This window comes from Pseudomonas sp. GW823-FHT02E01 (assembly GCF_058797535.1).
The window spans coordinates 94,955-120,727 of record NZ_JBXAJS010000011.1; the positions used below are offsets into that span (position 1 = coordinate 94,955).

The window sequence follows — 25,773 nt, forward strand, 5'->3', positions numbered from 1 at the left end:
ATGTATGGACTCATTCAGGGCGCCATCGCGAGCAAACTCGCTCCCACAGAATTGAGCAGTGACCCACCAATCACATTCCAGCAGGCACAAAAAAGGCGACCCGAAGGTCGCCTTTTTGCGTTACTGCCCGAATTTTCGCCCCAAGCCACCCGGTACACCCTGGATGTCAGTATCTTCCCACGGCCCTTGCGGACTAATCGACCGACTCCAACCATTATCCCAGCGGTAATAGGTACGTTGGCGATAAAAGGTATTGGGCTGGTCATCAAGTACATACACCCCAAGCTTCGGATCCCAATGGCTATTGCCCCCCGGTGGTGGCGCGAAGCTGGCAGAAGTGCGTGGCAACGGCTTGGAGGGTTTGGCCGGGATGGTCGGCTTGCTCGGTACAGGCGACGTCGATGGCGTGGGGCTGGGCTGCGACGGCGGGAACGGTGGTGGTGCCTGATGTTCCGTTGGTTGCTGGACCGCACAAGCGCTTAACCCCAAAACAGCGCTGAGCAGGGCAATACGAGCAATGGCGGTCATGGTGGCGTTTCCTGTTATTTATCCGGGCTGTCGATGGTCAGTGTCTGCGGCGCGGTGGTGCTGCTGGCCAGGGGCTGGCTGCGACCAATCCATTCGCCGGCGGTCGGTTTGCCGGCACGGGAAATGCGCGCAACCAGTTGGACTTCAGGGAAGTTCGACAGTTTCAATTGCGGCATCATTGCGTCGGCATCGCCCAGTTCGACGGTTACCGGCAGGTCGGCCACGGTCATGCGCTTGACCGCCAGCGGGGCTGGAGGACCGGAGATCGCACGGGCGAAGATGAACACGCTGTCGCCAGGCTGGACCTTGGATTTGAGGTCCGCGGCCAGATCGACACTGACCTTGAGCAACGCCGAGGCCTTGGCCGCCGGTGCTTGTGCAACCTTGCCGCCACTGGCCACCAGCTTCTCCGTGGCCCGGGTAATTCCGCCTTGCAGCGCCTCGCGGGACTTGTCCTCCGGCGGCAGCTGCGCCAACAGGCGATTCCAGTAATCGATGGCGTCCTGATAACGCTCGCTTTCAAACGCGGCAATGCCAAGCAAGCCAAGGCTGGTGACTTCTTTCGGATCGGTCTTGAGCGCTTCGTCGGTCAGGGCCTGGACCTTGTCCGACCACTTCTTGCCATCGGCGAAGTACTGGGCCTGGGCCCATTGACCGAGCAACTCGGGCTGGCGACCGGCCAGGCTCACGGTGCGTTCGAACATCTTCGCCGCGTCCGCCGGACGATCCTGAGCCATGTAGGTGCGACCGAGGAAATACATGCCTTCAGCGGAATCCGGTTGAGCGGCGACCGCACGTTCCAGGCGCCGCGTCATCTCTTCCATCGACTGGGGTGCCTGGGAGAATTCGCGGGTCAGTTCGACCTTGTCGCTGGCACCGAAATGCAGATACAGGCCCAGGCCCAGCACCGGCACCAGAATGGCCGCCAGCAACGGCAAGGGTTTGCCCAGACGCGACACCCGTGGCGCTTCAGCGCCTTCGGTGTCCGCCAGCAACTCACGGGCAGCTTCGGCGCGACCGGCGTCCATTTGCGCGGCATCGAGCACGCCCTCTTCCTGCTGAGTCTGCAACTCAGCCACGCGCTCCTGATACAGCGCGACGTTCAGGGCGGTACGATCCTCTTCGCGCTGGGCGCGACGGCTGCGCAGCACCGGGATCAACAGAAAACTCAGGGCAACCAGAAGCAGCAGACCTGCAGCGAGCCAGAAATCAATCATTCTTGGTTTTATCCAACAGGTGGTCGAGGCGCGAGCGCTCCTCGGCAGAAAGCGAGTCCGGGGTGCCGGCACGTTGCACGCGACGACGGCGGACGATCACCGCGATGATCACGACACCGCCCAGCAGCAGGCCGGCGGGGCCGAACCAGAGCAAGGCGGTCTTGGCGTTCAGCGCAGGCTTGTAGCGGACGAAATCACCGTAGCGATCGACCATGAAGTCGATGATCTGCTGGTTGTCCTTGCCCTCGCCGAGCATGCGGAAAATCTCTTTGCGCAGGTCGGCGGCAATCGGTGCGTTGGAATCGGCGATGTCCTGATTCTGGCACTTGGGGCAACGCAGCTCCTTGGTCAACTCGCGGAAACGCTCGCGGTCTTCTTCCTTGGCGAACTCGTAGGTGTCGATGGCCGCGTGGGCCACGCCCACCAGGCTCAAGCCCAGGACAACGGCAGCGATCCAGCGCTTCATGGCTTGGCCTCGTCGACCAGCGCCTGGTACTTGCCCGCCAGTTTTTCACGCCAGACCTGCTCGTCGATCACGCCGACGAACTTGTCACGGATGATCCCCTTGGCGTCGATGAAGAAGGTTTCCGGTGCGCCATACACGCCGAGGTTCAGGCCCAACGAGCCTTCGTCGTCACGAATGTCCAGCGCATACGGGTTGTGGAAGTCCTTCAGCCACTTCAAGGCATCAACGTTGACGTCCTTGTAGTTGATGCCGTAGATCACCACACCCTGCTGGGCCAGTTTGTTCAACACCGGGTGCTCGACCCGGCAGGAAATGCACCAGGTGCCCCAGACGTTGACCAGCGCCGGTTTGCCCAGAATGTCAGCGCGGGTCAGTGTCTTGTCGCCCTGCACCGACGGCAGGGAAAACTCCGGGAACGGCTTGTTGATCATGGCCGAAGGCAGCTCGGCCGGATCCAGGTACAACCCACGGTAAAGGAATACCGCGACCACCAGAAAAATCGCCAGTGGCAGCAACATCAACCAACGCTTCATGCAGTGGCTCCCGACATGCCCAGTGCTTCGCGCACGCGGCTTTTGACCTTGACCCGATAACGCCGATCCAGCGCCGCCAGCAACCCGCCTGCACCTGTCAGCAAGCCGCCGAACCAGATCCAGCGCACGAACGGCTTGACGTGCACACGCACAGCCCAGGCGCCGTTACCCAGTGGTTCACCGAGGGCGACATAGAGGTCGCGGGTGAAACCGGCGTCGATACCCGCTTCAGTCATCACCGAGTTCTGCACGGTATAGAGGCGTTTTTCCGGGTGCAGCACGCTGATTTCCTTGCCGTTGCGGATCACCCGCACGGTGCCCTTGTCGGAGGTGAAGTTCGGGCCTTCGAAGTGTTTGGCGCCTTCGAAGACGAACTGATAGCCGCCCAGGGCCATGGATTCACCGGGCGCCAGGCGCAGGTCGCGCTCGGCACTGTTCTGGCTCGACAGCACGACACCCAGCGCACACACGGCGATGCCCAGGTGCGCGACCTGCATGCCCCAGTAGCTGCGGGTCAGGGTTGGCAGGCCTTTGATCAGGCCCTTGTGGCGAGTCTTGTCGAAGATGTCACGCACGCCGGCCAGCAACACCCAGGCAGCGAGCATGAAGGTCGCGAGCACGGCCCAGTTGAAATCGCCGTAGGCGATGCCGGCCACTACGGCCAGCGCGGCACTGCCGAGCAGGACCGGGGTGAGCATGCTTACCAGCCATTTCACCGGCGTGTCTTTCCAGCGCACGATCACGCCGACCGCCATCACCACCATCAGCAATGCCATCAACGGAATGAACAGCGCGTTGAAGTATGGCGGGCCGACGGACAGCTTGGCGCCGGTCATGGCGTCCAGAATCAGCGGATACAAGGTGCCGAGCAGAATCATCGACGCGGCCACCACCAGCACCAGGTTGTTACCCAGCAGCAGGGTTTCCCGGGACCAGAGGTTGAAGCCCACCTGGCTCTTGACCACCGGCGCGCGCAGGGCGAACAGCGTCAGCGAACCACCGACCACGAACAGCAGGAAAATCAGGATGAACACCCCGCGCTCCGGGTCGGACGCAAAGGCGTGCACCGAGGTCAGCACGCCGGAACGCACGAGGAAGGTACCCAGCAGGCTCAAGGAGAATGCGGCGATGGCCAGCAACACGGTCCAGCTTTTGAACACGCCACGTTTTTCCGTGACCGCCAACGAGTGAATCAGTGCGGTGCCCACCAGCCATGGCATGAACGAGGCGTTTTCCACCGGATCCCAGAACCACCAGCCACCCCAGCCGAGTTCGTAATAGGCCCACCACGAACCAAGGGTGATACCAATACCGAGGAACGCCCAGGCCACGATGGTCCACGGACGCGACCAGCGCGCCCAGGCGGCGTCCAGGCGACCGCCCATCAGCGCGGCGATGGCGAAGGCGAAGGCCACCGAGAAGCCGACGTAGCCCATGTACAGCATCGGCGGGTGAACGATCAGGCCGATGTCTTGCAGCAGCGGGTTGAGGTCGGCACCGTCGGTGGGCATTTGCGGCAGGATGCGCTTGAACGGGTTGGAGGTCATGATCAGGAACAGCAGGAAACCGGTGCTGATCATGCCCATCACCGCCAGCACGCGGGCCAGCATGACCTGCGGCAACTGCCGGGAAAACACCGACACCGCGAAGGTCCAGCCGCCGAGAATCAAGGCCCACAACAGCAGGGAACCTTCGTGGGCACCCCACACGGCGCTGAACTTGTAGTACCACGGCAAGGCACTGTTGGAGTTGTTGGCCACATAGGCCACGGAGAAATCGTCGACCATGAAAGCGTAGGTCAGGCAACCGAAGGCGAACAGCAAGAACGCGAACTGCCCCCACGCGGCCGGCTGGGCCAGGCTCATCCAGAAGCGGTCACCGCGCCAGGCACCGACCAATGGCACCACGGCCTGAACCAGCGCGAAACATAGCGCCAGGATCATGGCCAGGTGGCCCAATTCGGGAATGAAGATTCCAGCTGTCATCAGTTAGCCCTCTTTCGCGGGAGTGGGTGCCGACTGGCCGCTGTCTTTCAACGCCTTGGTCACTTCCGGCGGCATGTACTTTTCATCGTGCTTGGCCAGCACTTCATCGGCCACCACCACACCATCGGCATTGAGCTTGCCCAAGGCGACGATGCCCTGCCCTTCGCGGAACAGGTCCGGCAGGATGCCGCGATAAGTGATGGTCACGGACTTGTTGAAGTCGGTGACGACAAACTTCACGTCCAGCGAGTCGCCGGAGCGCTGCAAGGAACCGGCCTCGACCATGCCGCCGGCACGGATACGCGTGTCCTGCGGGGCTTCGCCGTTGGCGATCTGGGTCGGTGTGTAAAACAGGTTGATGTTCTGCTGCAGGGCACTCAGGGCCAGGCCAACGGCAGCGCCGACCCCGACCAGGATCGCGAGAATGATGATAAGACGCTTTTTACGCAGCGGATTCACTTGCCGTTCTCCCGGCGCAGACGGCGCGCCTCTTGTTGCAGATACCGCTTGCGGGCCAGGATCGGCGCCGCCACGTTGAGGGCCAATACCGCCAGGCAGATGCCATAGGCTGACCAGACATACAGGCCATGATGACCCATGGCGATGAAGTCGCCGAATGAAGCAAAACTCATCGAGCGACCTCCAGGCTGTTTTCGACTTCGGTTTTGACCCAACTGGCCCGGGCTTCGCGCTTGAGCACTTCAAGACGCATGCGCAGCAGCAGGACCGCGCCGAAGAAACAGTAGAAACCCAGCGCCGTCAGCAGCAGTGGCAGCCACATCTCGGCTGGCATCGCCGGTTTTTCGGTGAGGGTGAAGGTCGCGCCCTGGTGCAGGGTGTTCCACCACTCCACCGAGTACTTGATGATCGGGATGTTGATCACACCAACGATCGCCAGCACCGCACAGGCCTTGGCCGCGCTGTCACGATTGCTGATGGCGTTGCCCAATGCAATGAGACCGAAGTACAGGAACAGCAGGATAAGCATGGACGTAAGGCGTGCATCCCAGACCCACCACGAACCCCAGGTCGGCTTGCCCCAGATCGCCCCGGTGACCAGCGCCACGGCGGTCATCCAGGCGCCGATGGGTGCCGCGCATTGCAGGGCGACGTCGGCCAGTTTCATCTTCCACACAAGGCCGACGATGCCGCACACGGCCAGCATCACGTAGATGGACTGCGCCAGCATGGCGGCCGGAACGTGGATATAGATGATGCGGAAGCTGTTGCCCTGCTGGTAGTCCGGCGGCGCGAAGGCCAGGCCCCAGACCACGCCAACGCTGATCAGCAGCAACGCCGCGACGCTCAGCCAGGGCAGCATTCTGCCGCTGATACCGTAAAACCATTTGGGCGAGCCGAGTTTGTGAAACCACGTCCAGTTCATACTGTTTCCATCACGGTTGCTCTTTACTGTGAAGAGCCTGGGCCTTTACTGATCAAATTTTGACCAGACCTCATTATTCGCCGACGCTGATCTTCAAGCCAGCGGCTATTGCAAAAGGTGTCAGGGTTATCGCCAAGGCGGTCAGGCTGCCAAGCCATAGGAGATAACCGGTCGCCGGCATTCCCTGCAAGGCCGCCTGCAAGGCGCCACTGCCAAGGATCAATACCGGGATGTACAACGGCAGAATCAGCAGTGCCAGCAACAGGCCGCCGCGCTTCAAACCTACTGTCAGCGCCGCACCCACCGCACCGAGCAGGCTCAGTACCGGTGTACCGAGCAGCAACGAAAGCAGCAACACCGGCAGACAGGCGGCAGGCAAACCGAGCATCAGCGCCAGCAAGGGTGCGAGCAAAACCAGTGCCAGACCGGAAAAAGCCCAGTGTGCCAGCACTTTGGCCAAAACCAGAAGAGGCAGAGGGTGCGGCGAAAGGACCCACTGCTCAAGGGATCCGTCTTCGAAATCACTGCGGAAAAGCCCGTCCAGCGAGAGCAGAACCGATAAAAGTGCCGCGACCCAGACCAACCCCGGAGACAAGGTTTGCAACAATTGAGACTCGGGGCCGACCGCCAACGGGAACAGGGAAACGACGATGGCGAAGAACACCAGCGGATTGGCCAGTTCAGCCGGACGGCGAAACAGCAGACGAGCCTCGCGGGCGACCAGCAGGCCGAAAACACTCATACGGCCCAGCTCCCCAGATCGATGTCGCGATAACCGGCCGGCATCCGGCTCAGCGTGTGGTGGGTGGTCAACACCACCATGCCGCCGCGTTCGCAGTGGCCGGCCAGGTGTTCTTCCAGTTGCGCCACGCCCTGCTTGTCGAGGGCGGTAAAGGGTTCATCGAGGATCCACAGCGGCGGACTGTCCAGATACAGCCGTGCCAGGGCAACGCGCCGCTGTTGTCCGGCGGATAACGTATGACAGGGAACATCCTCGAATCCGCGCAGCCCGACCGCGGCCAGCGCCTGCCAGATCGCCGCATGGGTCGCCGGATGATGCAAGGCGCACAGCCAGCTCAGGTTCTCTTCCGGCGTCAGCAAATCCTTGATCCCGGCCGCATGGCCGATCCACAGCAGGTTGCGCGCCAGCTCACCGCGTTGTTCATTCAGCGGCTGGCCGTTGAGCAGCACTTGACCGGCGGTCGGCTGCATCAGCCCCGAGAGCAGGCGCAACAGGCTGGTCTTGCCGCTGCCGTTGGGGCCGCTGATTTGCATCATTTCGCCACTGGCCAGTCTCAAATCGAGATTTTCGAAGAGCAGCCGAAGGTCTCGCTCACAGGCAAGGGCAACGGTTTGCAGGACAGGACTGGTCAAGGGATCACGGGCCTTATACGGTTCAAGTCGGCTCTGGCGCGGCCGTTAAAGAGATGCAGCATAGATGCAATGGCGTCTTGTTCTAGAGAGCTGCGTCAAACAATTGCAAAGTTTTCGCCATTATTGGATACAACGGCGCGGCATTATACATGCCATACCTTACTCTAAAGAGTGCATTTTCCTCAGGTTGTGACCGCGTATGACAGGCGAAATGAACATCCTCCCTCTACCGCAAACCCTCCCGGCGACTTCGCGCCCGCAGGTGGTCAGCGGTGAGTTGCTCAAGTTGCTGACGCCGGTGGAGGGGCTGATCAGCGTCGGTCAAACCGCCCAGGCCGAAGTATTGTCGCTCAAGCAGGCGGACCAGACTTTCCAGATGCTGCTCAAGGTCACCCTCGACAGCGGCCGCCAGACCACGGTCCAGACCACCAGCAATCAACCGCTGGCCCTGGGCACCACGCTGGTCGTCACCCAGCCCTCGGCCGGCAGCCTGGCCGTGACGGTGCAACAGGCCATTGCTTCCAACGTCGCCACCCTCATCCGCCTCGACACCGCGCAACTGCCCGTTGGCACCCTGCTGCAGGGCAAAGTGCTGACCTCGCAAGTGCTGCCCCAGGTGCCCGGCCAGCCCATGGTGTTTCGCTCGATGGTGGGCCTGCTCAACACCGCACTGAGCGGCAGCACACTGAGTATCGACAGCCCGCAACCCTTGCGCATCGGCACCTTGTTGAGCGCACAGGTGCAGGACGCCCAGACCGTGAAGTTCGTGCCCCTGAGCAGCCGACAGGAACAACTGGCGGTGACCCAGCAACTGGTCGACCAGCAAAGCCGCCAGGGCTCGCTGGATAGCTTGCTCATGCGCCTGCAGAACCTTCCGCCCTCGGACCAGACATCCGTTGAATTGCGCAGCGCTGCTGCCCGTTTGCTCGCCGGCTTGCCGGATGTTCAACAGTTGAGCACCCCCAAGGGCCTGGCCCAGGCCCTGGCCAGCAGCGGCATGTTTCTCGAAAGCAAAATGCTGACCGGGCAAAACCCGACGCTCGCGCCGGACATGAAAGGCGATTTGCTCAAACTGGTTGCGCAGTTGAGTCAGGGCTTGCCGGCCAACACCAGCCTCGGCGCGATCATCGCCGCCAATACCCTGGCCCAGGCCATGCCGAATTTTGTCCGCAATGCCCTGGGCATGCTCGGTCAGGTCAGTGCCAAGCCGTCGCCGACCGGTTTCCCGCTGCCCGAACGTCTGTTAAAAGGTGCCGACGGTGAAAACGACCTCGAACACCTGCTTCGCCTGGCCGCCGCCGCGGTTTCACGCCTGCAAAGCCATCAACTGTCGAGCCTGGAACAGACCGGCGTAACCGCCGACGGACGGCTGATGAGCACCTGGCAGCTGGAAATCCCGATGCGCACAATGCAGGACATCGTGCCCTTGCAGGTCAAGTTCCAGCGCGAAGACGCCCCCGAAAAACAACAGCCAAAGGAACGTCGCGAAGAACACGACCCCAAGCAACAGCTGTGGCGTGTGGAGCTGGCCTTCTCCATGGAGCCTTTGGGGCCGCTGCAAATCCAGGCGCAACTGGTCAAGGGCAGCCTCTGCGGCCAGCTCTGGGCCGAGCGGCCATACACCGCCAGCCTGATCGAAAGCAATTTGGCCGGGCTGCGTGATCGCCTGCTGTCCGCCGGCCTGAACGTCGGCGACCTGGACTGCCACCTCGGCACACCGCCCCAAGGCCCGCAAACCCGCCTCGAACAACGCTGGGTCGACGAAACCGCATGAAAAACCCCAACGCCCCACGCCAGGCCATCGCCCTCAAATACGACGGCACCCACGCCCCCACCCTCACCGCCAAGGGCGACGAAGAGCTGGCGGAAGAAATCCTGCGCATTGCCCCCGACTGCGAAGTGCCGATCTACGAAAACGCCGAACTGGTGAGACTGCTGGCGCGCATGGAACTGGGGGACAGCATTCCGCAGGAACTCTATCTGACGATTGCCGAGATCATTGCGTTTGCGTGGAGTTTGAAGGGGAAGTTTCCGGCGGGGCAGGATTTGGATGCGCTGCTGGTGGAGAAGGATGTTACCGAGCGCGGGGATGATTATTGAGTTTGCGAGTACGCCATCGCGAGCAGGCTCGCTCCCACAGGTGAACTCATGTTCCATGTCCGACATAGAACCATTGTAGGAGCGAGCTTGCTCACGATGGAGGCATGAGCGCCGCGTTTCTCCAGGAAGCCCGCGTCATCGTTGACGTCCATCGCGAGCAAGCTCGCTCCCACAGATGATCTGCGGTGAACACATATTCTGTGTCCGACATGGAACCACTGTAGGAGCGAGCCTGCTCGCGATGGCGGTGTAAGCGCCGCGTTTCTTCAGGAGGCCCGCGTCATCGTTGACGACCATCGCGAGCAAGCTCGCTCCTACAGATTGCTAGCTGTTCTTGTGCAACTTGCTCATCAACTCCGCCTCAGCCTGGGTCAAGCCGCAGGACTGGGTCAGTTCGTTGACACTGGCGCCCATCCCGACCAGTCGCGCCGCCTGGGCGAACGACAGGCTTGAGGGGTCGCGTTGTTCCAGCTGGGCGAGTTTGTCCGGCAGGGGCGCAACGATCGCCCGCAGTTCATGCAGGTCCTCGCCCATGCGCACATTGCCGTTCTGGTAATCCTCGACGCGCCTGGCCAGGTCCTTGATGCGCTGATCGCGCAGCGCATCACCCTGGGCCTGTTGCGCGGCGATCTGCTTTTGACCGCGAATGTACGCCAGGAACATTGCCAGCGTGCCTGCCCAAAACAGGAACAGGACAATGACCGCAACCTCGAGAATCAATCAGATACTCTCCAGTTCCGACCATTCTTCTTCGCTCATCATCTTGTCGAGCTCGACCAGGATGAGCAATTCGTTGTTCTTGTTGCATACGCCTTGAATGAACTTGGCGGACTCTTCGTTACCCACGTTCGGCGCGGTTTCGATTTCCGACTGACGCAGGTAAACCACTTCGGCCACGCTGTCGACCATGATCCCGACCACCTGCTTGTCGGCTTCGATGATGACGATACGGGTGTTGTCACTGATCTCGGCATTCATCAGGCCGAAGCGCTGGCGGGTGTCGATCACGGTCACGACGTTGCCGCGCAGGTTGATGATGCCCAGCACGTAGCTCGGGGCACCCGGGACCGGGGCGATTTCGGTGTAACGCAGGACTTCCTGGACGCGCATCACGTTGATGCCGTAGGTCTCGTTGTCCAGCTTGAAGGTGACCCATTGCAGGATCGGATCTTCGGAACCTTTTGCCGCCGTTGCCTTGTCATTCATACCCTGACCCCTCAAGAAACCGCCCTGGCGGTGTGTGTTCTGTGCAACATCATCAGAGTGACGTCGCCTGTTTTGTTTATTTGACTGATGTCGGTTTGTGGCCCGGCTTGTCGCCGGACATGTGCCGGGCTCCGCCGCTGGCGATCAACTCGGCCAGTGAGGCGACATCGAGCAAGGCGCACATGTGTTCAATTACCGTGCCGGCGAGCCATGGCCGCTGACCTCGGTGACTTCTCCATTTGATTTCATTCGGGTTCAGGCGCAACGAGCGGCTGACCTGATGCACTGCCAGCCCCCACTCGTAGCCTTGCACCGAAATCACGTATTGCAGACCTTGCTTGAAATCGTCGCGGTATCGGTCGGGCATGACCCAACGCGCGGTATCGAGCACCTTGAGATTGCCGGCCTGGCTCGGCAGGATGCCCAGGAACCATTCGGGCTGGCCGAACAATGGGGTCAACTCGTGGCCGGCCAGGGAGTAAATCGACCCCAGGCACACCAGCGGCACCGCCAGGGTCAAGCCGGCGACATCGAACAGCAGGCATTCGAAGGGTTCGGCAGCCCAGGACGGACGACCGTCGGTTTCCACCGGTGGCGGCGTATTGCTTGGCGGCAGATGAACTTCGACGACTGGCGGCACCAGTGCCTGAGGCACTTCGACAACAGCTGGCTCCGGTGCTGGTTGCACTTCGATGGCCTGCGGCACCAACGCCTGGAGCAACGGTGCGATGGTCGATACCGGCGCCAGCATGGGTGCCGGTGCTTCGACCACGGCTACTGGAGCCTTCGCTACCGGCGTGACCACAGGAGCGGGAGCAACTACAGTTTTTTGCGCATCGTGGGCCTGTTCTTCGAGCACTGCCGCCTGGAATTCGTCCAGCGCCGCTTCAACCTCGACCACCCGGGGAGGCGCTTCGATTTGTGGCGCAAATTCCTCGGTGATGTCCTGCAGCAAGCTGTCCAGATAAGACTGAAGCGCCAGTTGCGGGCGCGAGGTGGTCTTAAACGGCCGGTTCATGGCTGCCCCCCTGCAGGAGCGAGCTTGCTCGCGAAAAACTGTCGGGAAACGCGATCATCCAGACAGCGCGCGTAATCGTTGTCGTCCATCGCGAGCAAGCTCGCTCCTACAGGGATTGGTTTCATCTCATGCCACCTGCGGCACAAGTTGCGCCGCCAGCAAATGCTTGAGCAACGCACGGTAAGCGAGAACGCCACGGCTCTTGCCGTCGAATTGTGAAGGCGTCAGACCGGCGCGGCTGGCATCGCGCAGGCGCGTGTCCACCGGGATATAGCCTTGCCAGATTTCGTCGGGGAATTTGTCGCGCAGCACGCGCAACGTTCCGAGGGACGCCTGGGTGCGGCGGTCAAACAGGGTTGGCACGATGGTGAAGGGCAGCGCCTGTTTGCGAGAGCGATTGATCATCGCCAGGGTGTTGACCATTCGCTCAAGGCCTTTGACCGCCAGATGCTCGGTCTGCACCGGGATCACCAGTTGCTGGCTCGCCGCCAAGGCATTGACCATCAGCACGCCGAGCAATGGCGGGCTGTCGATCACGGCGTAATCGAAGTCCTGCCACAGTTGCGCCAGGCTCTTGGCAATCACCAGGCCCAAACCGCTCTGCCCCGGCGACTGGCGCTCAAGGGTGGCCAGTGCGGTGCTGGAGGGCAACAGGGAGATGCGTTCGTCACTGGTCGACAGCAGCAGTTGACCCGGCAGGCCTTGGGGCACGTTGCCTTTGTGCAGGAACAAATCGTAGCTGCTGTGCTCCAGGGCGTCGGGATCGTAGCCGAAGTAGCTGGTCATGGAGCCGTGGGGGTCGAGATCGACCACGACCACACGCTTGCCCGCCTCCGCCAGTAAACCGGCTAAAGCGATGGAGGAAGTGGTTTTACCGACACCACCCTTTTGATTGGCGACTGCCCAGACTCTCATTCGGATTGTTCCTCCCGGCCGAACGGATCGACCGAGAAATAGCTCAACGTGTTAATGCGGGTGACGGAGAATTGACGGCGTTCTCTCGTACCGGCGACTTGACCGGGGTCGGTGCAGTTTGTGTGCCAGCACGCTTCAATGCGGCATCCGGTTGCGCATGGGCGGTTCCGGTGCCGGTCAGGCTGCGGCGAACATCGAGGTTGCGCGACACCACCAGCACCACGCGACGGTTGCGGGCGCGGCCTTCGGCGGTGGCGTTGTTGGCCACCGGCTGAAACTCGCCGTAGCCCACCGAAGCCAGGCGACCGGGGTTCACCCCTTGCATCGCCAGCATGCGCACGATGCTCGCCGAGCGTGCCGAGGACAGCTCCCAGTTGGTCGGGTACTGCGCGGTACGGATCGGCTGATCGTCAGTGAAACCTTCGACATGGATCGGGTTGTCGAACGGCTTCAGGATCGCCGCGACCTTGTCGATGATGTTGAACGCGATGTCGCTGGGCATGGCGTCGCCGCTGCCGAACAACAGGCTGGAATTAAGCTCGATCTCAACCCACAACTCGTTGCCGCGTACGGTCATCTGGTTGGAGCTGATCAGGTCACCGAACGCCGCACTGATGTCGTCGGCGATGCTCTTGAGCGGATCGCTGGCGCCAGCGACGCCGGCATCGACCTGGTCACTGTCCTTAACCAGCGGCTTGGCCGGGGTCACTGTCTTCGGCCGCTCGTCACCGATGGGGATCGGCTTGAGCGAACGGTCGGAGTCGGTAAAGACCCCGATCAATGCCTCGGAAATGACCTTGTACTTGCCTTCGTTGATCGACGAGATGGAGTACATCACCACGAAAAAGGCGAACAGCAAGGTGATGAAGTCGGCATAGGAAACCAGCCAACGTTCATGGTTTACATGCTCTTCATGCTGGCGACGACGTGCCATGGTCCATGTCTCCCATCAATCCATGAAGCCCTGAAGCTTCAACTCAATGGAGCGTGGGTTTTCACCTTCGGCGATCGACAGGAGCCCCTCCAGCAACATTTCGCGATAACGCGACTGACGTAACGCGATGGATTTGAGTTTGGCCGCAATCGGCAGTAGCACCAGGTTGGCACTGGCCACGCCGTAGATAGTGGCGACGAAAGCCACGGCAATACCGCTGCCCAGTTGCGATGGATCAGCGAGGTTGCCCATGACATGAATCAGGCCCATGACCGCACCGATGATGCCGATGGTCGGCGCGTAACCGCCCATGCTTTCGAAGACTTTGGCCGCTTCGATGTCGCGGCTTTCCTGGGTGTAGAAGTCCACTTCCAGAATGCTGCGGATCGCTTCCGGCTCGGCGCCGTCAACCAGCAGTTGCAGGCCTTTGCGTGCGTAGTTGTCCGGCTCGGCGTCGGCGATGCCTTCAAGGCCCAGCAGGCCTTCCTTGCGGGCGGTCAGGCTCCAGTTCACCACGCGGTCGATGCCACCGGCCAGATCGACACGGGGCGGGAACAGGATCCAGGCGAGGATCTGCATGGCACGCTTGAAGGCACTCATCGGCGATTGCAGTAGCGCGGCGCCAATGGTGCCGCCGAGCACGATCAGCGCTGCCGGGCCGTTGGCCAGGGCGCCGAGGTGACCGCCTTCAAGGTAGTTGCCGCCGATGATCGCGACAAAGGCCATGATGATGCCAATCAGGCTTAGGACATCCATCAGATACAGGCCTCGACCAGGTGCTTGCCAATGTCGTCCAGGCTGTACACCGCGTCTGCGAGCTCGGCTTTGACGATGGCCATCGGCATGCCGTAGATCACGCAACTGGCTTCGTCCTGCGCCCAGATCGAACTGCCGCCCTGCTTGAGCAAGCGCGCGCCTTCGCGGCCGTCCGCGCCCATGCCGGTCAGGACTACCGCCAGAACTTTGTCACCGTAGGTCTTGGCTGCCGAACCGAAGGTGATGTCCACGCACGGCTTGTAGTTGAGACGTTCGTCGCCCGGGAGGATTTTCACCGCGCCGCGGCCGTCGATCATCATCTGTTTGCCACCCGGTGCCAGTAGCGCCAGGCCCGGACGCAGGATATCGCCATCCTCGGCTTCCTTGACGCTGATGCGGCAGAGCTTGTCCAGGCGCTCGGCGAAGGCCTTGGTGAAGGCCGCCGGCATGTGTTGAACCAGCACGATCGGGGCCGGGAAGTTGGCCGGCAATTGAGTCAACACTCGCTGCAGGGCGACCGGGCCGCCGGTGGACGTACCGATGGCCACCAGTTTGAAGGCTTTGCGTTTCGGCGCGGGCGACGACGCAGTGGCCGCATGCGTACGCGCAGGGATCGGTGCCGGACGCGCGGGCGCGCTGCTGCCGTAACTGCCGACGCTCGAAGGCGCAGTTGTTGGAGCAGGTGCGGCCACAGGGGCCGGAGCGCTGTAAGTGCTGACGCGACGATTGCTGCGCGAGATGCTCAGGATCTTCTCGCACAACAGTTGTTTGACCTTCTCGGGGTTGCGCGAGATGTCTTCGAAATTCTTCGGCAGGAAGTCCACCGCGCCGGCATCCAGCGCATCGAGGGTGACCCGGGCGCCTTCGTGGGTCAGCGAAGAGAACATCAGGACCGGGGTCGGGCAGCGTTGCATGATGTGCCGCACGGCGGTGATGCCGTCCATCATCGGCATCTCGTAGTCCATGGTGATCACATCCGGCTTGAGGGCCAGCGCCTGATCGATCGCCTCTTTGCCGTTGGTCGCCGTGCCGACGACCTGGATATTGGAATCCGCTGAAAGAATTTCCGAGACGCGGCGGCGGAAAAACCCCGAATCGTCCACCACCAGGACTTTGACTGCCATAAACACTCCATTAGATGGAGCGAGGCCAGGCGCCTCGCTCCACCAGAATCAAATACGCCGTGTGGCGTAACGCTTGAGCATGCTCGGAACATCGAGAATCAGCGCGATGCGGCCGTCACCGGTGATGGTGGCGCCTGACATGCCCGGGGTTCCCTGGAGCATTTTGCCCAATGGCTTGATGACTACTTCTTCCTGGCCCACCAGTTGATCGACGACAAAGCCGATCCGCTGCGTGCCCACCGAAAGGATCACCACATGGCCCTCGCGCTGCTCTTCGTGAGCGGCGGAGCTGACCAGCCAGCGTTTGAGGTAGAACAATGGCAGCGCCTTGTCCCGCACGATCACCACTTCCTGGCCGTCCACGACGTTGGTGGTCGACAGGTCGAGGTGGAAGATCTCGTTGACGTTCACCAGCGGGAACGCGAACGCCTGGTTACCGAGCATGACCATCAGCGTCGGCATGATCGCCAGGGTCAGCGGCACCTTGATGACGATCTTCGAACCCTGGCCCTTGGCCGAGTAGATGTTGATCGAGCCGTTGAGCTGGGAAATCTTGGTTTTCACCACGTCCATGCCCACGCCACGACCCGATACGTCGGAAATCTCGGTCTTGGTCGAGAAACCCGGGGCGAAGATCAGGTTGTAGCATTCGGTGTCGCTCAGGCGATCGGCGGCGTCCTTGTCCATCACACCGCGTTTTACCGCGATGGAACGCAGCACGTTCGGGTCCATGCCCTTGCCGTCGTCGGAGATCGACAGCAGGATGTGATCGCCTTCCTGCTCCGCCGCCAGAATCACCTTGCCGCCACGGGCCTTGCCCGAGGCTTCGCGTTCTTCCGGTGACTCGATGCCGTGGTCAACCGCGTTGCGCACCAAGTGGACCAGCGGGTCGGCCAGGGCCTCGACGAGGTTCTTGTCGAGGTCGGTTTCTTCGCCGACCAGCTCCAGGTTGATCTCTTTCTTGAGCTGGCGGGCCAGGTCGCGAACCAGGCGCGGGAAGCGCCCGAAGACTTTCTTGATCGGTTGCATCCGGGTCTTCATGACCGCGGTTTGCAAGTCGGCGGTGACCACGTCGAGGTTCGACACGGCCTTGGACATGGCTTCGTCGCCGCTGTTGAGGCCCAGGCGGACCAGGCGGTTACGCACCAGCACCAACTCGCCGACCATGTTCATGATCTCGTCCAGACGCGCGGTATCGACACGTACGGTGGTTTCGGCTTCGCTCGCCGGCTTTTCCGCCGGTGGCGCGGCCGGGGCACGGGACGATGCCGGTGCAGCAGTTGCCGGGGCCGGTGCTTCGGCTTTTGGCTCGGGGGCCCTGGCCACCGGTTTCGGCGCGGCTGCCTTGGCGGCAGGTGCCGCCACCGAGGCGTTGGCGCCGGTTGCCTTTCCAACCGTCGCGCCCACTTCAGTGAACTTGCCTTTGCCGTGCAATTCGTCGAGCAGCGCTTCGAACTCGTGATCGGAAATCAGATCGCTGCCGGCCGCCACCGCGCTTGGTGCCGCGGGTGCAGGCACAGAAGCAATGGCCGACTCCAGCGCCTCGACAGCAAAATTACCCTTGCCGTGCAGCTGGTCGAGCAGTGCTTCGAATTCGTCGTCAGTAATATCGGAACTGTCGCCAGCCGCTTTCGGGGCTTCTGGCGCAGCCGGTGCCTGGACCACCGCGTCAACGGCGAACTGGCCTTTACCGTGCAGTTGATCGAGCAACGACTCGAACTCGGCATCGGTGATTTCGTCGCTGCCAGCGGCATTGCCGGCAGGCGCTGGAACAGCCGCCGGGGCCTCGGCCTGGGCCTTGACGGCGTTCAGCGAGTCCAGCAGTTGTTCGAATTCATTGTCGGTGATATCGCCCGACTCGCTTTCAGCCACAGGCGCTTCGACCACGGCGACGACAGGTGCGGCAGCCGCCTCGTCAGCCGATTGCGGCTCGGCCAGACGGGCCAGTGCCGCGAGCAGTTCCGGTGTCGCGGCCGTGATCGGGCTGCGTTCGCGGACTTCGCTGAACATGCTGTTCACCGCGTCCAGCGCTTCGAGAACCACGTCCATCAGTTCCGAGTCGACGCGACGCTCACCCTTGCGCAGGATGTCGAACACGTTCTCGGCGATGTGGCAGCACTCCACCAGCTCGTTGAGCTGGAGGAAGCCGGCGCCCCCTTTTACAGTGTGAAAACCGCGAAAAATTGCATTGAGCAAATCCGCATCATCCGGGCGGCTTTCCAGCTCGACCAGTTGCTCGGACAGTTGCTCTAGAATCTCGCCGGCCTCAACCAGGAAATCCTGAAGGATCTCTTCATCGGCGCCGAAGCTCATTAAGGGGGTGCTCCTAAAGGTCTAAAAACCTAAAATGCCTAAAATTCTAAAACCCTAGGCTGGATAGCAAATCGTCCACATCGTCCTGACCGGACACAACGTCTTCTCTTTTATCGGCATGAATCTGCGGACCTTCACCCTGAGAGAGATGTTTTTGTGGATCTTTTTCAGCAAGCATCGCTTCACGGTCATGTTCGATGCCCGCAAATCGGTCCACCTGACTGGCCATCAGCACGAGCTTGAGCAGGTTGCTTTCAACTTCGGTGACCAACTGGGTCACACGCTTGATCACCTGGCCTGTGAGGTCCTGGTAATCCTGGGCGAGCAGGATGTCGTTCAGGTTGCCCGACACCGCGCGATTGTCCGTGCCGCTGCGCGTCAGGAACCCGTCGACCCGCCGGGCCAGTTCACGAAACTCTTCGGCGCCGACTTCGCGACGCATGAAGCGCCCCCAGTCCGCGCTCAACACCTTGGCTTCATCGGCCAGGCCATTGACCAGCGGCGTGGCACTTTCCACCAGATCCATGGTGCGGTTGGCCGCAGCCTCGGTCAGCTTGACCACATACCCCAGGCGCTCGGTGGCGTCGGTGATCTGCGACACTTCTTCGGCCTGCGGCATGTGCGGGTCAATCTGGAAATTGACGATCGCGCTATGCAGTTCGCGGGTGAGCTTGCCTACTTCCTGATACAGGCCGCGGTCACGGGTCTGGTTGAGCTCATGGATCAATTGCACCGCGTCGCCGAACTTGCCTTTTTCAAGGCTCTCGACCAATTCGACGGCGTGTTTTTTCAGGGTCGATTCAAAATCGCCCAATGAAGTTTCGTTATTGCCCATAGCTCCCCCGTGGCGCACTCATCAACCGATGCGTTCGAAAATCTTCTCGATTTTTTCTTTCAACGCCTGGGCCGTGAAGGGCTTGACCACATAGCCGTTAACGCCGGCCTGGGCCGCTTCGATGATCTGCTCGCGCTTGGCTTCAGCGGTCACCATCAGCACCGGCAGGTGCTTGAGCTTTTCATCGGCACGCACGTGGCGCAGCAGATCGATACCGGTCATGCCAGGCATGTTCCAGTCCGTTACCAGAAAGTCGATGCTTCCGCTGTTGAGCACCGGGATGGCGGTAGTGCCATCGTCGGCCTCGACGGTGTTGGTGAACCCAAGGTCACGCAGCAGGTTCTTGATGATCCGCCGCATCGTTGAGAAGTCATCAACGATGAGGATTTTCATGTTCTTGTCCAATTCGACCTCCAAGCAGTCTTAAACGCGCCCAGCACCTGGACACGCCATTTCAATCAATCCGGCAAAGCACTCAATGACTGTCTGGAGCACAACAGATCGCGACCGGCGCAGTTCAACACCACACCAGCCTCGTTCGCAGTGTCCCCCACACTGCCTTCAGCGCGCTCGCCACTCCCCCAAACGCCCCCGCAAACGGGCCGCGCACTGGCTGTGTAACTGGCTGACCCGCGATTCGCTGACCCCCAGGACCTCACCGATTTCCTTGAGATTCAACTCTTCGTCGTAGTACAGCGCCAACACCAGTCGCTCACGCTCCGGCAAATTGGCAATCGCATCCGCCAGCGCAGCCTGGAAGCGTTCATCCTCCAGGTCGCGTGACGGCTCGACATGAGCACTCGCGCCATCCTCGTGCAGCCCTTCGTGTTCGCCGTCCTGCAACAGGTCGTCGAAACTGAACAGCCGGCTGCCCAGGGTGTCGTTCAAAATCCCGTAGTAATCGTCGAGACTCAATTGGAGTTCGGCCGCAACTTCGTGATCTTTAGCGTCACGGCCGGTTTTAGCTTCAATCGAGCGAATGGCATCGCTGACCATGCGCGTATTGCGGTGGACCGAACGTGGCGCCCAGTCCCCCTTGCGCACTTCATCGAGCATGGCGCCGCGGATTCGTATGCCCGCGTACGTCTCGAAACTGGCGCCTTTGCCGGCGTCATATTTGGTCGACACTTCAAGCAGGCCAATCATCCCGGCCTGGATCAGGTCTTCGACCTGGACACTGGCCGGTAAACGCGCCAGCAAGTGGTAGGCAATGCGTTTAACCAGCGGCGCGTAACGCTCGATCAGCTCGTACTGCGCATCACGTGCCGACTTCTTGTAGAGGTTGTAGCCGCTGGCTGTCATAGAACAGGTCCTGCTGTCTGCTGCACGAGGCGCTCGACGAAAAACTCCAGGTGCCCGCGCGGGTTGGCAGGCAGCGGCCAGGTATCAACCTTCTGCGCGATGGCCTTGAACGCCAGCGAGCACTTGGAACGAGGGAAGGCCTCGTAGACGGCGCGCTGCTTCTGCACGGCCTTGCGCACGCTTTCGTCGTAAGGCACCGCACCGACGTATTGCAGGGCGACGTCGAGGAAGCGATCCGTGACCTTGGTCAACTTGGCGAACAGGTTGCGTCCTTCCTGCGGGCTCTGGGCCATGTTGGCCAGGACGCGGAAGCGGTTCATGCCGTAGTCGCGATTGAGCAACTTGATCAAGGCGTAGGCATCGGTGATCGAGGTCGGCTCGTCGCACACCACCAGCAGCACTTCCTGCGCTGCGCGGACGAAACTGACTACCGAGTCACCAATGCCCGCAGCGGTGTCGATCACCAGTACGTCGAGGTTATCGCCGATATCACTGAAGGCCTGGATCAGGCCGGCGTGTTGCGCGGGGCTCAGATGCACCATGCTCTGAGTGCCGGATGCGGCCGGAACGATACGGATGCCGCCTGGTCCCTGCAGCAATACATCGCGCAGTTCGCAGCGGCCCTCGATCACGTCGGCCAGGGTACGTTTGGGTGTCAGGCCCAGCAGAACGTCGACGTTCGCCAGTCCCAGGTCGGCGTCCAACAGCATGACGCGCCGGCCAAGTTCGGCCAAAGCCAGGGACAAGTTCACTGACACATTAGTTTTCCCGACGCCACCTTTGCCGCCGGTCACCGCGATCACCTGTACGGGATGCATGCTGCCCATGTTATTTCTTTACCTTGTCTTGCATAGACGGAGGCCACATTACTGGCTGCGCGTTCACAAACGGAACAATGCATGGCAGACCATCGATGTAGGTACAAAAACTGTTCATTATTACCTCAGCCAACCTGCTTGGTCGGGCTGTGGTAGATGTCAGCGAACATGTCAGCCATGGCTTCTTCGCTGGGTTCTTCCTGCATTTGCACGCTCACGGCGCGGCTGACCAATTGATGACGGCGCGGCAGATGCAAATCATCCGGGATCCGCGGGCCATCGGTCAGGTAAGCCACCGGCAGTTCATGGCTGATGGCAAGGCTCAACACCTCACCCAGACTAGCCGTTTCATCCAGTTTAGTCAGAATGCAGCCGGAGAGCCCGCAGCGCTTGTAACTGTGATACGCGGCCGTTAGAACCTGTTTCTGGCTGGTGGTTGCCAGGACCAGATAATTTTTTGATTTGATGCCGCGACCGGCCAGGCTTTCGAGCTGCATGCGCAGCGCCGGATCGCTGGCCTGCAGGCCCGCGGTATCGATCAGCACCACGCGTTTGCGCAGCAACGGCTCCAGGGCCTGCACCAGGGACTGGCCGGGATCGACGTGGGTCACCGACACATTGAGAATGCGCCCCAGAGTCTTGAGCTGTTCCTGGGCGCCGATGCGGAAGCTGTCCATGCTCACCAACGCAATGTTCTGCGCGCCGTACTTGAGCACGTAACGGGCGGCCAGCTTGGCCAGGGTGGTGGTCTTGCCCATGCCGGCAGGGCCGACCATGGCGATCACTCCGCCCTCTTCCAGCGGCTCGACGTCCGGAGTAACGATCATGCGCGCCAGGTGCGCCAGCAACATGCGCCAGGCCTGACGAGGCTCTTCGATTTCGGTGATCATTGCCAGCAGGTCGCGCGACAGCGGGCCAGACAGGCCGATACGTTGCAGGCGACGCCAGAGGTTGGCCTGGTCCGGACGGCTGCCTTGCAGCTGATTCCAGGCCAGGGAGCCGAGTTGTACTTCCATGAGTTCGCGCAGGCTGTTGAGCTCGAAACGCATCGAGTCGAACGCGCGCGGGTCCACGCCACCGGACGCTGGCGCAGCGGCCGGCGCGGGACGACGGGGTTCGGCGTAGGTCGGCTCGATCAGCGGCTCGGCGGCAGTCAACGGCAATCCGGCGAACAGTTGGCGATTGGTTGCATTGTCGCTCTCGCCATCGCCACGCAGGCTCAATTCGGCCTGGGCGGTGACGATCCGCGACTGAGTCTTGCGCAATTCGTCTTCGAGTTCCATGTTCGGAACCCGCGGCGCCAGCGCCGACAACTTGTAATCCAGCGCAGCTGTCAGTTCGACCCCCCCGGCGATCCGGCGGTTGCCAATGATGGCGGCATCAGCGCCCAGCTCATCGCGAACCAGCTTCATGGCCTGACGCATATCGGCGGCGAAAAAACGCTTAACTTGCATAAACCACTACCTCAGCCGTTGGGCCCTACTGTCGCAACGATGGTCACTTGCTTGTTGTCAGGGATTTCCTGGTAAGCCAACACATGCAAACCCGGGACTGCGAGCCGGCCAAATCGCGAGAGCATCGCGCGAACCGGACCGGCCACCAGCAGAATCACCGGCTGACCTTGCATCTCCTGACGCTGCGCCGCGTCGATCAACGAACGTTGCAGCTTCTCAGCCATGCTTGGCTCCAGCAGAACGCCCTCTTCCGAGCCTTGTCCTGCCTTTTGCAGACTATTGAGCAATATCTGTTCCAACCTTGGCTCCAGCGTGATAACTGGCAGCTCCGACTCAGTACCTACAATGCTTTGGACGATTGCGCGGGATACGCCAACCCGCACGGCAGCCACCAGCGCGGCGGTATCTTGACTCTTGGCGGCATTGTTGGCGATCGCCTCGGCAATACTGCGGATATCGCGAACAGGCACTTGTTCGGCCAACAGCGCTTGCAGCACCTTGAGCAACTGCGACAGCGAAACCACACCCGGCACCAGCTCCTCGGCCAGTTTCGGCGAGCTTTTGGCCAGCAATTGCATGAGTTGCTGCACTTCTTCGTGACCGATCAGCTCACTGGAATGCTTGTAGAGTATCTGGTTCAAGTGAGTAGCCACTACTGTACTGGCATCGACCACCGTATAACCGAGGGATTGCGCCTGAGCGCGCTGGCTGATTTCGATCCAGACCGCCTCCAGGCCGAAAGCCGGATCTTTGGCGGTAATGCCGTTGAGCGTGCCGTAGACCTGCCCCGGGTTGATCGCCAGCTCGCGATCCGGGTAAATCTCCGCTTCGGCCAGGATCACTCCCATGAGGGTCAGGCGATAGGCACTCGGCGCCAGGTCGAGGTTGTCGCGGATATGCACCGTGGGCATCAGGAAGCCCAGATCCTGGGACAGCTTCTTGCGCACGCCCTTGATTCGCGCCAGCAACTGGCCGCCCTGGTTGCGGTCCACCAGCGGAATCAGGCGATAACCCACCTCCAGGCCGATCATGTCGATCGGCGTCACGTCATCCCAGCCAAGCTCCTTGGTTTCCTGGGCGCGGGCCGGCGACGGCAGCAACTCCTGCTGGCGCTTGACCTCTTGCAGGGCGTGAACCTTGGCCACGTTCTGCTTCTTCCAGAACAGGTAAGCGCCACCGGCCGCCAGGGCCGCCATGCTCAGGAACGAGAAGTGCGGCATGCCGGGCACCAGGCCCATGACCGCCATCAAACCGGCTGCCACCGCCAGCGCCTTGGGCGAGGCGAACATCTGGCGATTGATTTGCTTGCCCATGTCTTCCGAACCGGACGCACGGGTCACCATGATTGCCGCTGCTGTCGATAACAACAGTGATGGCAATTGCGCCACCAAACCGTCACCGATGGTCAGCAGCGCATACACCTTGCCGGCGTCGCCGAAGGTCATGCCGTGCTGGAAGATACCGACCGCCATGCCGCCGATCAGGTTGATGAACAGGATCAACAGGCCGGCGATGGCGTCACCGCGGACGAATTTGCTGGCACCGTCCATGGAACCGTAGAACTCGGCTTCCTGGGCCACTTCCGAACGACGGGCCTTGGCCTGGGCCTGATCGATCAGACCGGCGTTGAGGTCGGCGTCGATCGCCATTTGCTTGCCGGGCATCGCATCGAGGGTGAAACGCGCGCTCACCTCGGAAATCCGCCCCGCGCCCTTGGTCACCACGACGAAGTTGATGATCATCAAAATCGCGAAGACCACGATACCGACCACGTAGTTACCGCCGATCACCACCTCGCCGAAGGCCTGGATCACCTTGCCGGCCGCCGCATGACCGTCCTGGCCGTGGAGCATCACCACCCGCGTCGAAGCCACGTTCAACGCCAGGCGCAACAACGTCGCCACCAGCAGAATGGTCGGAAACACCGCGAAATCCAGCGGGCGCAGAGCATAGACGCACACCAGCAGCACGACGATGGACAGGGCAATGTTGAAGGTGAAGAACACGTCCAGCAGGAACGGCGGCACCGGCAACATCATCATCGCCAGCATGACCAGCAGCAACAGCGGCACGCCCAGATTGCCGCGACTCAAATCGGCAACGTTTGTGCGAGCAGTGTTGAATAACTGAGAGCGATCCACCGGTTTTCCCCGTTCCTTTAAAGCAAACTTTTGACGCCTGAAGCGAGCGCAGAGCGGCTACTGCAAGAAGCTTTCCAACTTTTGCAAAGGGAGAAATAGAGCGATTTTTCAGGAGGATATGAGTTGCCTGGACTGACGTCATCGCGGGCAAGCCACGCTCCCACAAGTTATCGCCAAACCTGTGGGAGCGGGCTTGCCCGCGAAGGGGCCATCAGCGACAGCGCGAAACTCAAGAGTCGCGGCGCAAATCCGGCGGAATCGGCAAATCATCCTTAAGCGGATCAGGCCGCTTGCCCTTGCCCGCCCGATACTGTCGAATCTGATAAACGTAAGCCAGCACCTGCGCGACCGCCAGGTAGAGACCGCCGGGAATCTCCTGCTCCAGTTCCGTGGAGTAGTAAATCGACCGCGCCAGTGCCGGAGACTCCAGCAACAGAATCTCGTTGGCCGCAGCGATCTCACGGATCTTCAGGGCCAGGAAGTCGCTACCCTTGGCCAGCAATACCGGCGCATTACCCTTTTCCGGGTCGTACTTGAGGGCCACGGCGTAGTGCGTCGGGTTGGTGATGACCACGTCGGCCTCGGGAATGGCGGCCATCATCCGCCGCTGGGACATCTCGCGCTGCAGCTGTCGAATTCGCTGCTTGACCTCCGGTCGCCCCTCTTGATCCTTGTGCTCGTCACGCACTTCCTGCTTGGTCATCAGCAGCTTCTTGTGGCTTTCCCAGAGCTGCACCGGCACATCCACCGCAGCGATGAGAATCAGCCCGCAGGCCATCCACAAGGTGCTCCAGCCCACGACTTGCAGACTGTGAATAATGGCCATATCCAAGGGCTCATGGGCGATGCGCAGCAGGTCGTCGATGTCCGACGACAGCACCGCCAGCGCCACGAACAGGATGATGATGAACTTGGCCAGAGCCTTGAGCAGTTCGACCAGCGACTTGGTCGAGAACATGCGCTTGAGGCCGGGACCGGGGTTCAAGCGGCTGAATTTGGGCGCCATGGAACTTGCCGCGAACAGCCAGCCACCCAGGGAAATCGGACCGATGATGGCAGCCAGCACCAACGTGATCATCACTGGCTGGATCGACCACAGGGCAATTTGCCCCGAGCGCATCAGGTAGGTGGCCATGGAGCGCTGATCCAGAATCACCTCCCGCGGCAGCGAGAAGTTGATGCGCATCAGCTCCATCATGTCCTGCGCCATGGCGCCGCCAAAAATCAGCAGCGCCGAGGCACCGACCAGCATGATCGCCAGGGTGTTGAGTTCCTTGGACCGCGCAACCTCACCCTTTTCACGGGAGTCCTGCTTGCGCTTCTCCGTGGGGTCTTCTGTTTTATCCTGACCGCTTTCGCTCTCGGCCATG

At 61.3% G+C, this 25,773-nt stretch carries 27 protein-coding genes; 2 read left to right on the forward strand and 25 right to left on the reverse strand.

The window, feature by feature from the left end:
• Positions 1-120 precede the first annotated feature (120 nt).
• From AC1RDQ_RS23925 to ccmA, 10 genes are all read right to left on the reverse strand, one after another.
• Positions 121-528 (reverse strand): hypothetical protein, encoded by a 408-nt coding sequence (locus tag AC1RDQ_RS23925; protein WP_079246789.1) that lies wholly within the window; start codon positions 526-528, stop codon positions 121-123.
• Between the two features lie 14 nt (positions 529-542).
• Entirely contained in the window at positions 543-1,745 is a 1,203-nt protein-coding gene (gene ccmI / locus AC1RDQ_RS23930; RefSeq protein ID WP_340315072.1) for a c-type cytochrome biogenesis protein CcmI, read from the reverse strand.
• Positions 1,738-2,211, reverse strand: a complete 474-nt coding sequence (locus AC1RDQ_RS23935; RefSeq protein ID WP_492588311.1) for a cytochrome c-type biogenesis protein — start codon at positions 2,209-2,211, stop codon at positions 1,738-1,740. Before AC1RDQ_RS23935 ends, ccmI begins: the two co-directional genes overlap by 8 nt.
• Positions 2,208-2,744, reverse strand: coding sequence for a DsbE family thiol:disulfide interchange protein (locus tag AC1RDQ_RS23940; protein ID WP_218497129.1), 537 nt, complete (start codon positions 2,742-2,744; stop codon positions 2,208-2,210). The genes AC1RDQ_RS23935 and AC1RDQ_RS23940 overlap by 4 nt, the downstream gene beginning before the upstream one ends.
• On the reverse strand, positions 2,741-4,729 hold the full coding sequence (locus tag AC1RDQ_RS23945) for a heme lyase CcmF/NrfE family subunit (RefSeq protein WP_349735926.1): 1,989 nt from the start codon (positions 4,727-4,729) through the stop codon (positions 2,741-2,743). The genes AC1RDQ_RS23940 and AC1RDQ_RS23945 overlap by 4 nt, the downstream gene beginning before the upstream one ends.
• A gap of 3 nt (positions 4,730-4,732) precedes the next feature.
• On the reverse strand, positions 4,733-5,188 hold the full coding sequence (gene ccmE, locus AC1RDQ_RS23950; protein WP_008052305.1) for a cytochrome c maturation protein CcmE: 456 nt from the start codon (positions 5,186-5,188) through the stop codon (positions 4,733-4,735).
• Complete coding sequence (ccmD, locus tag AC1RDQ_RS23955; protein ID WP_007980758.1) at positions 5,185-5,361, reverse strand: heme exporter protein CcmD; 177 nt, start codon at positions 5,359-5,361, stop codon at positions 5,185-5,187. The genes ccmE and ccmD overlap by 4 nt, the downstream gene beginning before the upstream one ends.
• Positions 5,358-6,113 carry a heme ABC transporter permease gene (locus tag AC1RDQ_RS23960; RefSeq protein ID WP_057715864.1) on the reverse strand — a complete coding sequence of 252 codons (756 nt, stop codon included), beginning with the start codon at positions 6,111-6,113 and terminating at the stop codon, positions 5,358-5,360. Before AC1RDQ_RS23960 ends, ccmD begins: the two co-directional genes overlap by 4 nt.
• 73 nt (positions 6,114-6,186) lie before the next feature.
• Positions 6,187-6,855, reverse strand: coding sequence for a heme exporter protein CcmB (gene ccmB / locus AC1RDQ_RS23965; protein WP_007983326.1), 669 nt, complete (start codon positions 6,853-6,855; stop codon positions 6,187-6,189).
• On the reverse strand, positions 6,852-7,487 hold the full coding sequence (gene ccmA, locus AC1RDQ_RS23970) for a cytochrome c biogenesis heme-transporting ATPase CcmA (RefSeq protein WP_429521398.1): 636 nt from the start codon (positions 7,485-7,487) through the stop codon (positions 6,852-6,854). Before ccmA ends, ccmB begins: the two co-directional genes overlap by 4 nt.
• Before the next feature lie 199 nt (positions 7,488-7,686).
• Between ccmA and fliK the strand changes: the two genes are divergently transcribed.
• Both fliK and AC1RDQ_RS23980 read left to right on the forward strand, forming a co-directional pair.
• Entirely contained in the window at positions 7,687-9,261 is a 1,575-nt protein-coding gene (gene fliK / locus AC1RDQ_RS23975; protein WP_492588312.1) for a flagellar hook-length control protein FliK, read from the forward strand.
• Positions 9,258-9,587, forward strand: coding sequence for an EscU/YscU/HrcU family type III secretion system export apparatus switch protein (locus AC1RDQ_RS23980; RefSeq protein ID WP_492588313.1), 330 nt, complete (start codon positions 9,258-9,260; stop codon positions 9,585-9,587). Before fliK ends, AC1RDQ_RS23980 begins: the two co-directional genes overlap by 4 nt.
• Positions 9,588-9,911: 324 nt before the next feature.
• Here AC1RDQ_RS23980 and AC1RDQ_RS23985 read toward each other — a convergent pair whose 3' ends face one another.
• From AC1RDQ_RS23985 to flhB, 15 genes are all read right to left on the reverse strand, one after another.
• Complete coding sequence (locus tag AC1RDQ_RS23985) at positions 9,912-10,307, reverse strand: DUF2802 domain-containing protein (RefSeq protein ID WP_218497117.1); 396 nt, start codon at positions 10,305-10,307, stop codon at positions 9,912-9,914.
• Complete coding sequence (locus AC1RDQ_RS23990; RefSeq protein ID WP_007980742.1) at positions 10,308-10,793, reverse strand: chemotaxis protein CheW; 486 nt, start codon at positions 10,791-10,793, stop codon at positions 10,308-10,310.
• Between the two features lie 76 nt (positions 10,794-10,869).
• On the reverse strand, positions 10,870-11,811 hold the full coding sequence (locus tag AC1RDQ_RS23995) for a CheW domain-containing protein (protein WP_057715869.1): 942 nt from the start codon (positions 11,809-11,811) through the stop codon (positions 10,870-10,872).
• A 126-nt stretch (positions 11,812-11,937) separates the two neighbouring features.
• Positions 11,938-12,726: a ParA family protein gene (locus tag AC1RDQ_RS24000; protein ID WP_008000390.1), complete on the reverse strand. Its 789-nt coding sequence runs from the start codon at positions 12,724-12,726 to the stop codon at positions 11,938-11,940.
• A 43-nt stretch (positions 12,727-12,769) separates the two neighbouring features.
• Positions 12,770-13,660 (reverse strand): flagellar motor protein MotD, encoded by an 891-nt coding sequence (motD, locus tag AC1RDQ_RS24005; protein WP_151213369.1) that lies wholly within the window; start codon positions 13,658-13,660, stop codon positions 12,770-12,772.
• Positions 13,661-13,675: 15 nt separating this feature from the next.
• Positions 13,676-14,416 (reverse strand): flagellar motor protein, encoded by a 741-nt coding sequence (locus AC1RDQ_RS24010; protein WP_057715870.1) that lies wholly within the window; start codon positions 14,414-14,416, stop codon positions 13,676-13,678.
• Complete coding sequence (locus tag AC1RDQ_RS24015; RefSeq protein WP_492588314.1) at positions 14,416-15,540, reverse strand: protein-glutamate methylesterase/protein-glutamine glutaminase; 1,125 nt, start codon at positions 15,538-15,540, stop codon at positions 14,416-14,418. The genes AC1RDQ_RS24010 and AC1RDQ_RS24015 overlap by 1 nt, the downstream gene beginning before the upstream one ends.
• A 48-nt stretch (positions 15,541-15,588) precedes the next feature.
• A complete protein-coding gene (locus AC1RDQ_RS24020) occupies positions 15,589-17,853 on the reverse strand; it encodes a chemotaxis protein CheA (protein ID WP_218497103.1) in 2,265 nt (754 codons plus the stop codon).
• 46 nt (positions 17,854-17,899) lie between these two features.
• Positions 17,900-18,688, reverse strand: a complete 789-nt coding sequence (locus AC1RDQ_RS24025) for a protein phosphatase CheZ (protein WP_008052267.1) — start codon at positions 18,686-18,688, stop codon at positions 17,900-17,902.
• A 21-nt stretch (positions 18,689-18,709) separates the two neighbouring features.
• A complete protein-coding gene (locus tag AC1RDQ_RS24030; RefSeq protein ID WP_003183998.1) occupies positions 18,710-19,081 on the reverse strand; it encodes a chemotaxis response regulator CheY in 372 nt (123 codons plus the stop codon).
• 168 nt (positions 19,082-19,249) lie between these two features.
• A complete protein-coding gene (fliA, locus tag AC1RDQ_RS24035) occupies positions 19,250-19,990 on the reverse strand; it encodes an RNA polymerase sigma factor FliA (protein WP_057715873.1) in 741 nt (246 codons plus the stop codon).
• Positions 19,987-20,817 (reverse strand): flagellar synthesis regulator FleN, encoded by an 831-nt coding sequence (gene fleN / locus AC1RDQ_RS24040; protein ID WP_008001746.1) that lies wholly within the window; start codon positions 20,815-20,817, stop codon positions 19,987-19,989. Before fleN ends, fliA begins: the two co-directional genes overlap by 4 nt.
• 116 nt (positions 20,818-20,933) lie before the next feature.
• Entirely contained in the window at positions 20,934-22,262 is a 1,329-nt protein-coding gene (gene flhF, locus AC1RDQ_RS24045) for a flagellar biosynthesis GTPase FlhF (protein ID WP_090453847.1), read from the reverse strand.
• Positions 22,263-22,273: 11 nt separating this feature from the next.
• Complete coding sequence (gene flhA / locus AC1RDQ_RS24050) at positions 22,274-24,403, reverse strand: flagellar biosynthesis protein FlhA (protein WP_057715875.1); 2,130 nt, start codon at positions 24,401-24,403, stop codon at positions 22,274-22,276.
• 229 nt (positions 24,404-24,632) lie between these two features.
• Entirely contained in the window at positions 24,633-25,772 is a 1,140-nt protein-coding gene (gene flhB, locus AC1RDQ_RS24055) for a flagellar biosynthesis protein FlhB (protein ID WP_057715876.1), read from the reverse strand.
• Position 25,773: the final 1 nt, after the last annotated feature.

Excerpts from the sequence above, each read along its gene's own strand:
- AC1RDQ_RS24020 (WP_218497103.1), bottom strand. The coding sequence starts at position 17,853 with ATGAGCTTCGGCGCCGATGAAGAGATCCTTCAGGATTTCCTGGTTGAG.
- AC1RDQ_RS23945 (WP_349735926.1), bottom strand. The coding sequence starts at position 4,729 with ATGACAGCTGGAATCTTCATTCCCGAATTGGGCCACCTGGCCATGATC.
- AC1RDQ_RS23990 (WP_007980742.1), bottom strand. The coding sequence starts at position 10,793 with ATGAATGACAAGGCAACGGCGGCAAAAGGTTCCGAAGATCCGATCCTG.
- AC1RDQ_RS23960 (WP_057715864.1), bottom strand. The coding sequence starts at position 6,113 with ATGAACTGGACGTGGTTTCACAAACTCGGCTCGCCCAAATGGTTTTAC.
- ccmD (WP_007980758.1), bottom strand. The coding sequence starts at position 5,361 with ATGAGTTTTGCTTCATTCGGCGACTTCATCGCCATGGGTCATCATGGC.
- flhF (WP_090453847.1), bottom strand. The coding sequence starts at position 22,262 with ATGCAAGTTAAGCGTTTTTTCGCCGCCGATATGCGTCAGGCCATGAAG.
- fliK (WP_492588312.1), top strand. The coding sequence starts at position 7,687 with ATGACAGGCGAAATGAACATCCTCCCTCTACCGCAAACCCTCCCGGCG.
- AC1RDQ_RS24015 (WP_492588314.1), bottom strand. The coding sequence starts at position 15,540 with ATGGCAGTCAAAGTCCTGGTGGTGGACGATTCGGGGTTTTTCCGCCGC.
- ccmB (WP_007983326.1), bottom strand. The coding sequence starts at position 6,855 with ATGAGTGTTTTCGGCCTGCTGGTCGCCCGCGAGGCTCGTCTGCTGTTT.
- AC1RDQ_RS23995 (WP_057715869.1), bottom strand. The coding sequence starts at position 11,811 with ATGAACCGGCCGTTTAAGACCACCTCGCGCCCGCAACTGGCGCTTCAG.
- AC1RDQ_RS24025 (WP_008052267.1), bottom strand. The coding sequence starts at position 18,688 with ATGGGCAATAACGAAACTTCATTGGGCGATTTTGAATCGACCCTGAAA.
- AC1RDQ_RS23940 (WP_218497129.1), bottom strand. The coding sequence starts at position 2,744 with ATGAAGCGTTGGTTGATGTTGCTGCCACTGGCGATTTTTCTGGTGGTC.
- AC1RDQ_RS24010 (WP_057715870.1), bottom strand. The coding sequence starts at position 14,416 with ATGGATGTCCTAAGCCTGATTGGCATCATCATGGCCTTTGTCGCGATC.
- AC1RDQ_RS23980 (WP_492588313.1), top strand. The coding sequence starts at position 9,258 with ATGAAAAACCCCAACGCCCCACGCCAGGCCATCGCCCTCAAATACGAC.
- motD (WP_151213369.1), bottom strand. The coding sequence starts at position 13,660 with ATGGCACGTCGTCGCCAGCATGAAGAGCATGTAAACCATGAACGTTGG.
- flhB (WP_057715876.1), bottom strand. The coding sequence starts at position 25,772 with ATGGCCGAGAGCGAAAGCGGTCAGGATAAAACAGAAGACCCCACGGAG.
- AC1RDQ_RS24030 (WP_003183998.1), bottom strand. The coding sequence starts at position 19,081 with ATGAAAATCCTCATCGTTGATGACTTCTCAACGATGCGGCGGATCATC.
- AC1RDQ_RS24000 (WP_008000390.1), bottom strand. The coding sequence starts at position 12,726 with ATGAGAGTCTGGGCAGTCGCCAATCAAAAGGGTGGTGTCGGTAAAACC.
- fliA (WP_057715873.1), bottom strand. The coding sequence starts at position 19,990 with ATGACAGCCAGCGGCTACAACCTCTACAAGAAGTCGGCACGTGATGCG.
- AC1RDQ_RS23925 (WP_079246789.1), bottom strand. The coding sequence starts at position 528 with ATGACCGCCATTGCTCGTATTGCCCTGCTCAGCGCTGTTTTGGGGTTA.
- fleN (WP_008001746.1), bottom strand. The coding sequence starts at position 20,817 with ATGGGCAGCATGCATCCCGTACAGGTGATCGCGGTGACCGGCGGCAAA.
- ccmI (WP_340315072.1), bottom strand. The coding sequence starts at position 1,745 with ATGATTGATTTCTGGCTCGCTGCAGGTCTGCTGCTTCTGGTTGCCCTG.
- AC1RDQ_RS23935 (WP_492588311.1), bottom strand. The coding sequence starts at position 2,211 with ATGAAGCGCTGGATCGCTGCCGTTGTCCTGGGCTTGAGCCTGGTGGGC.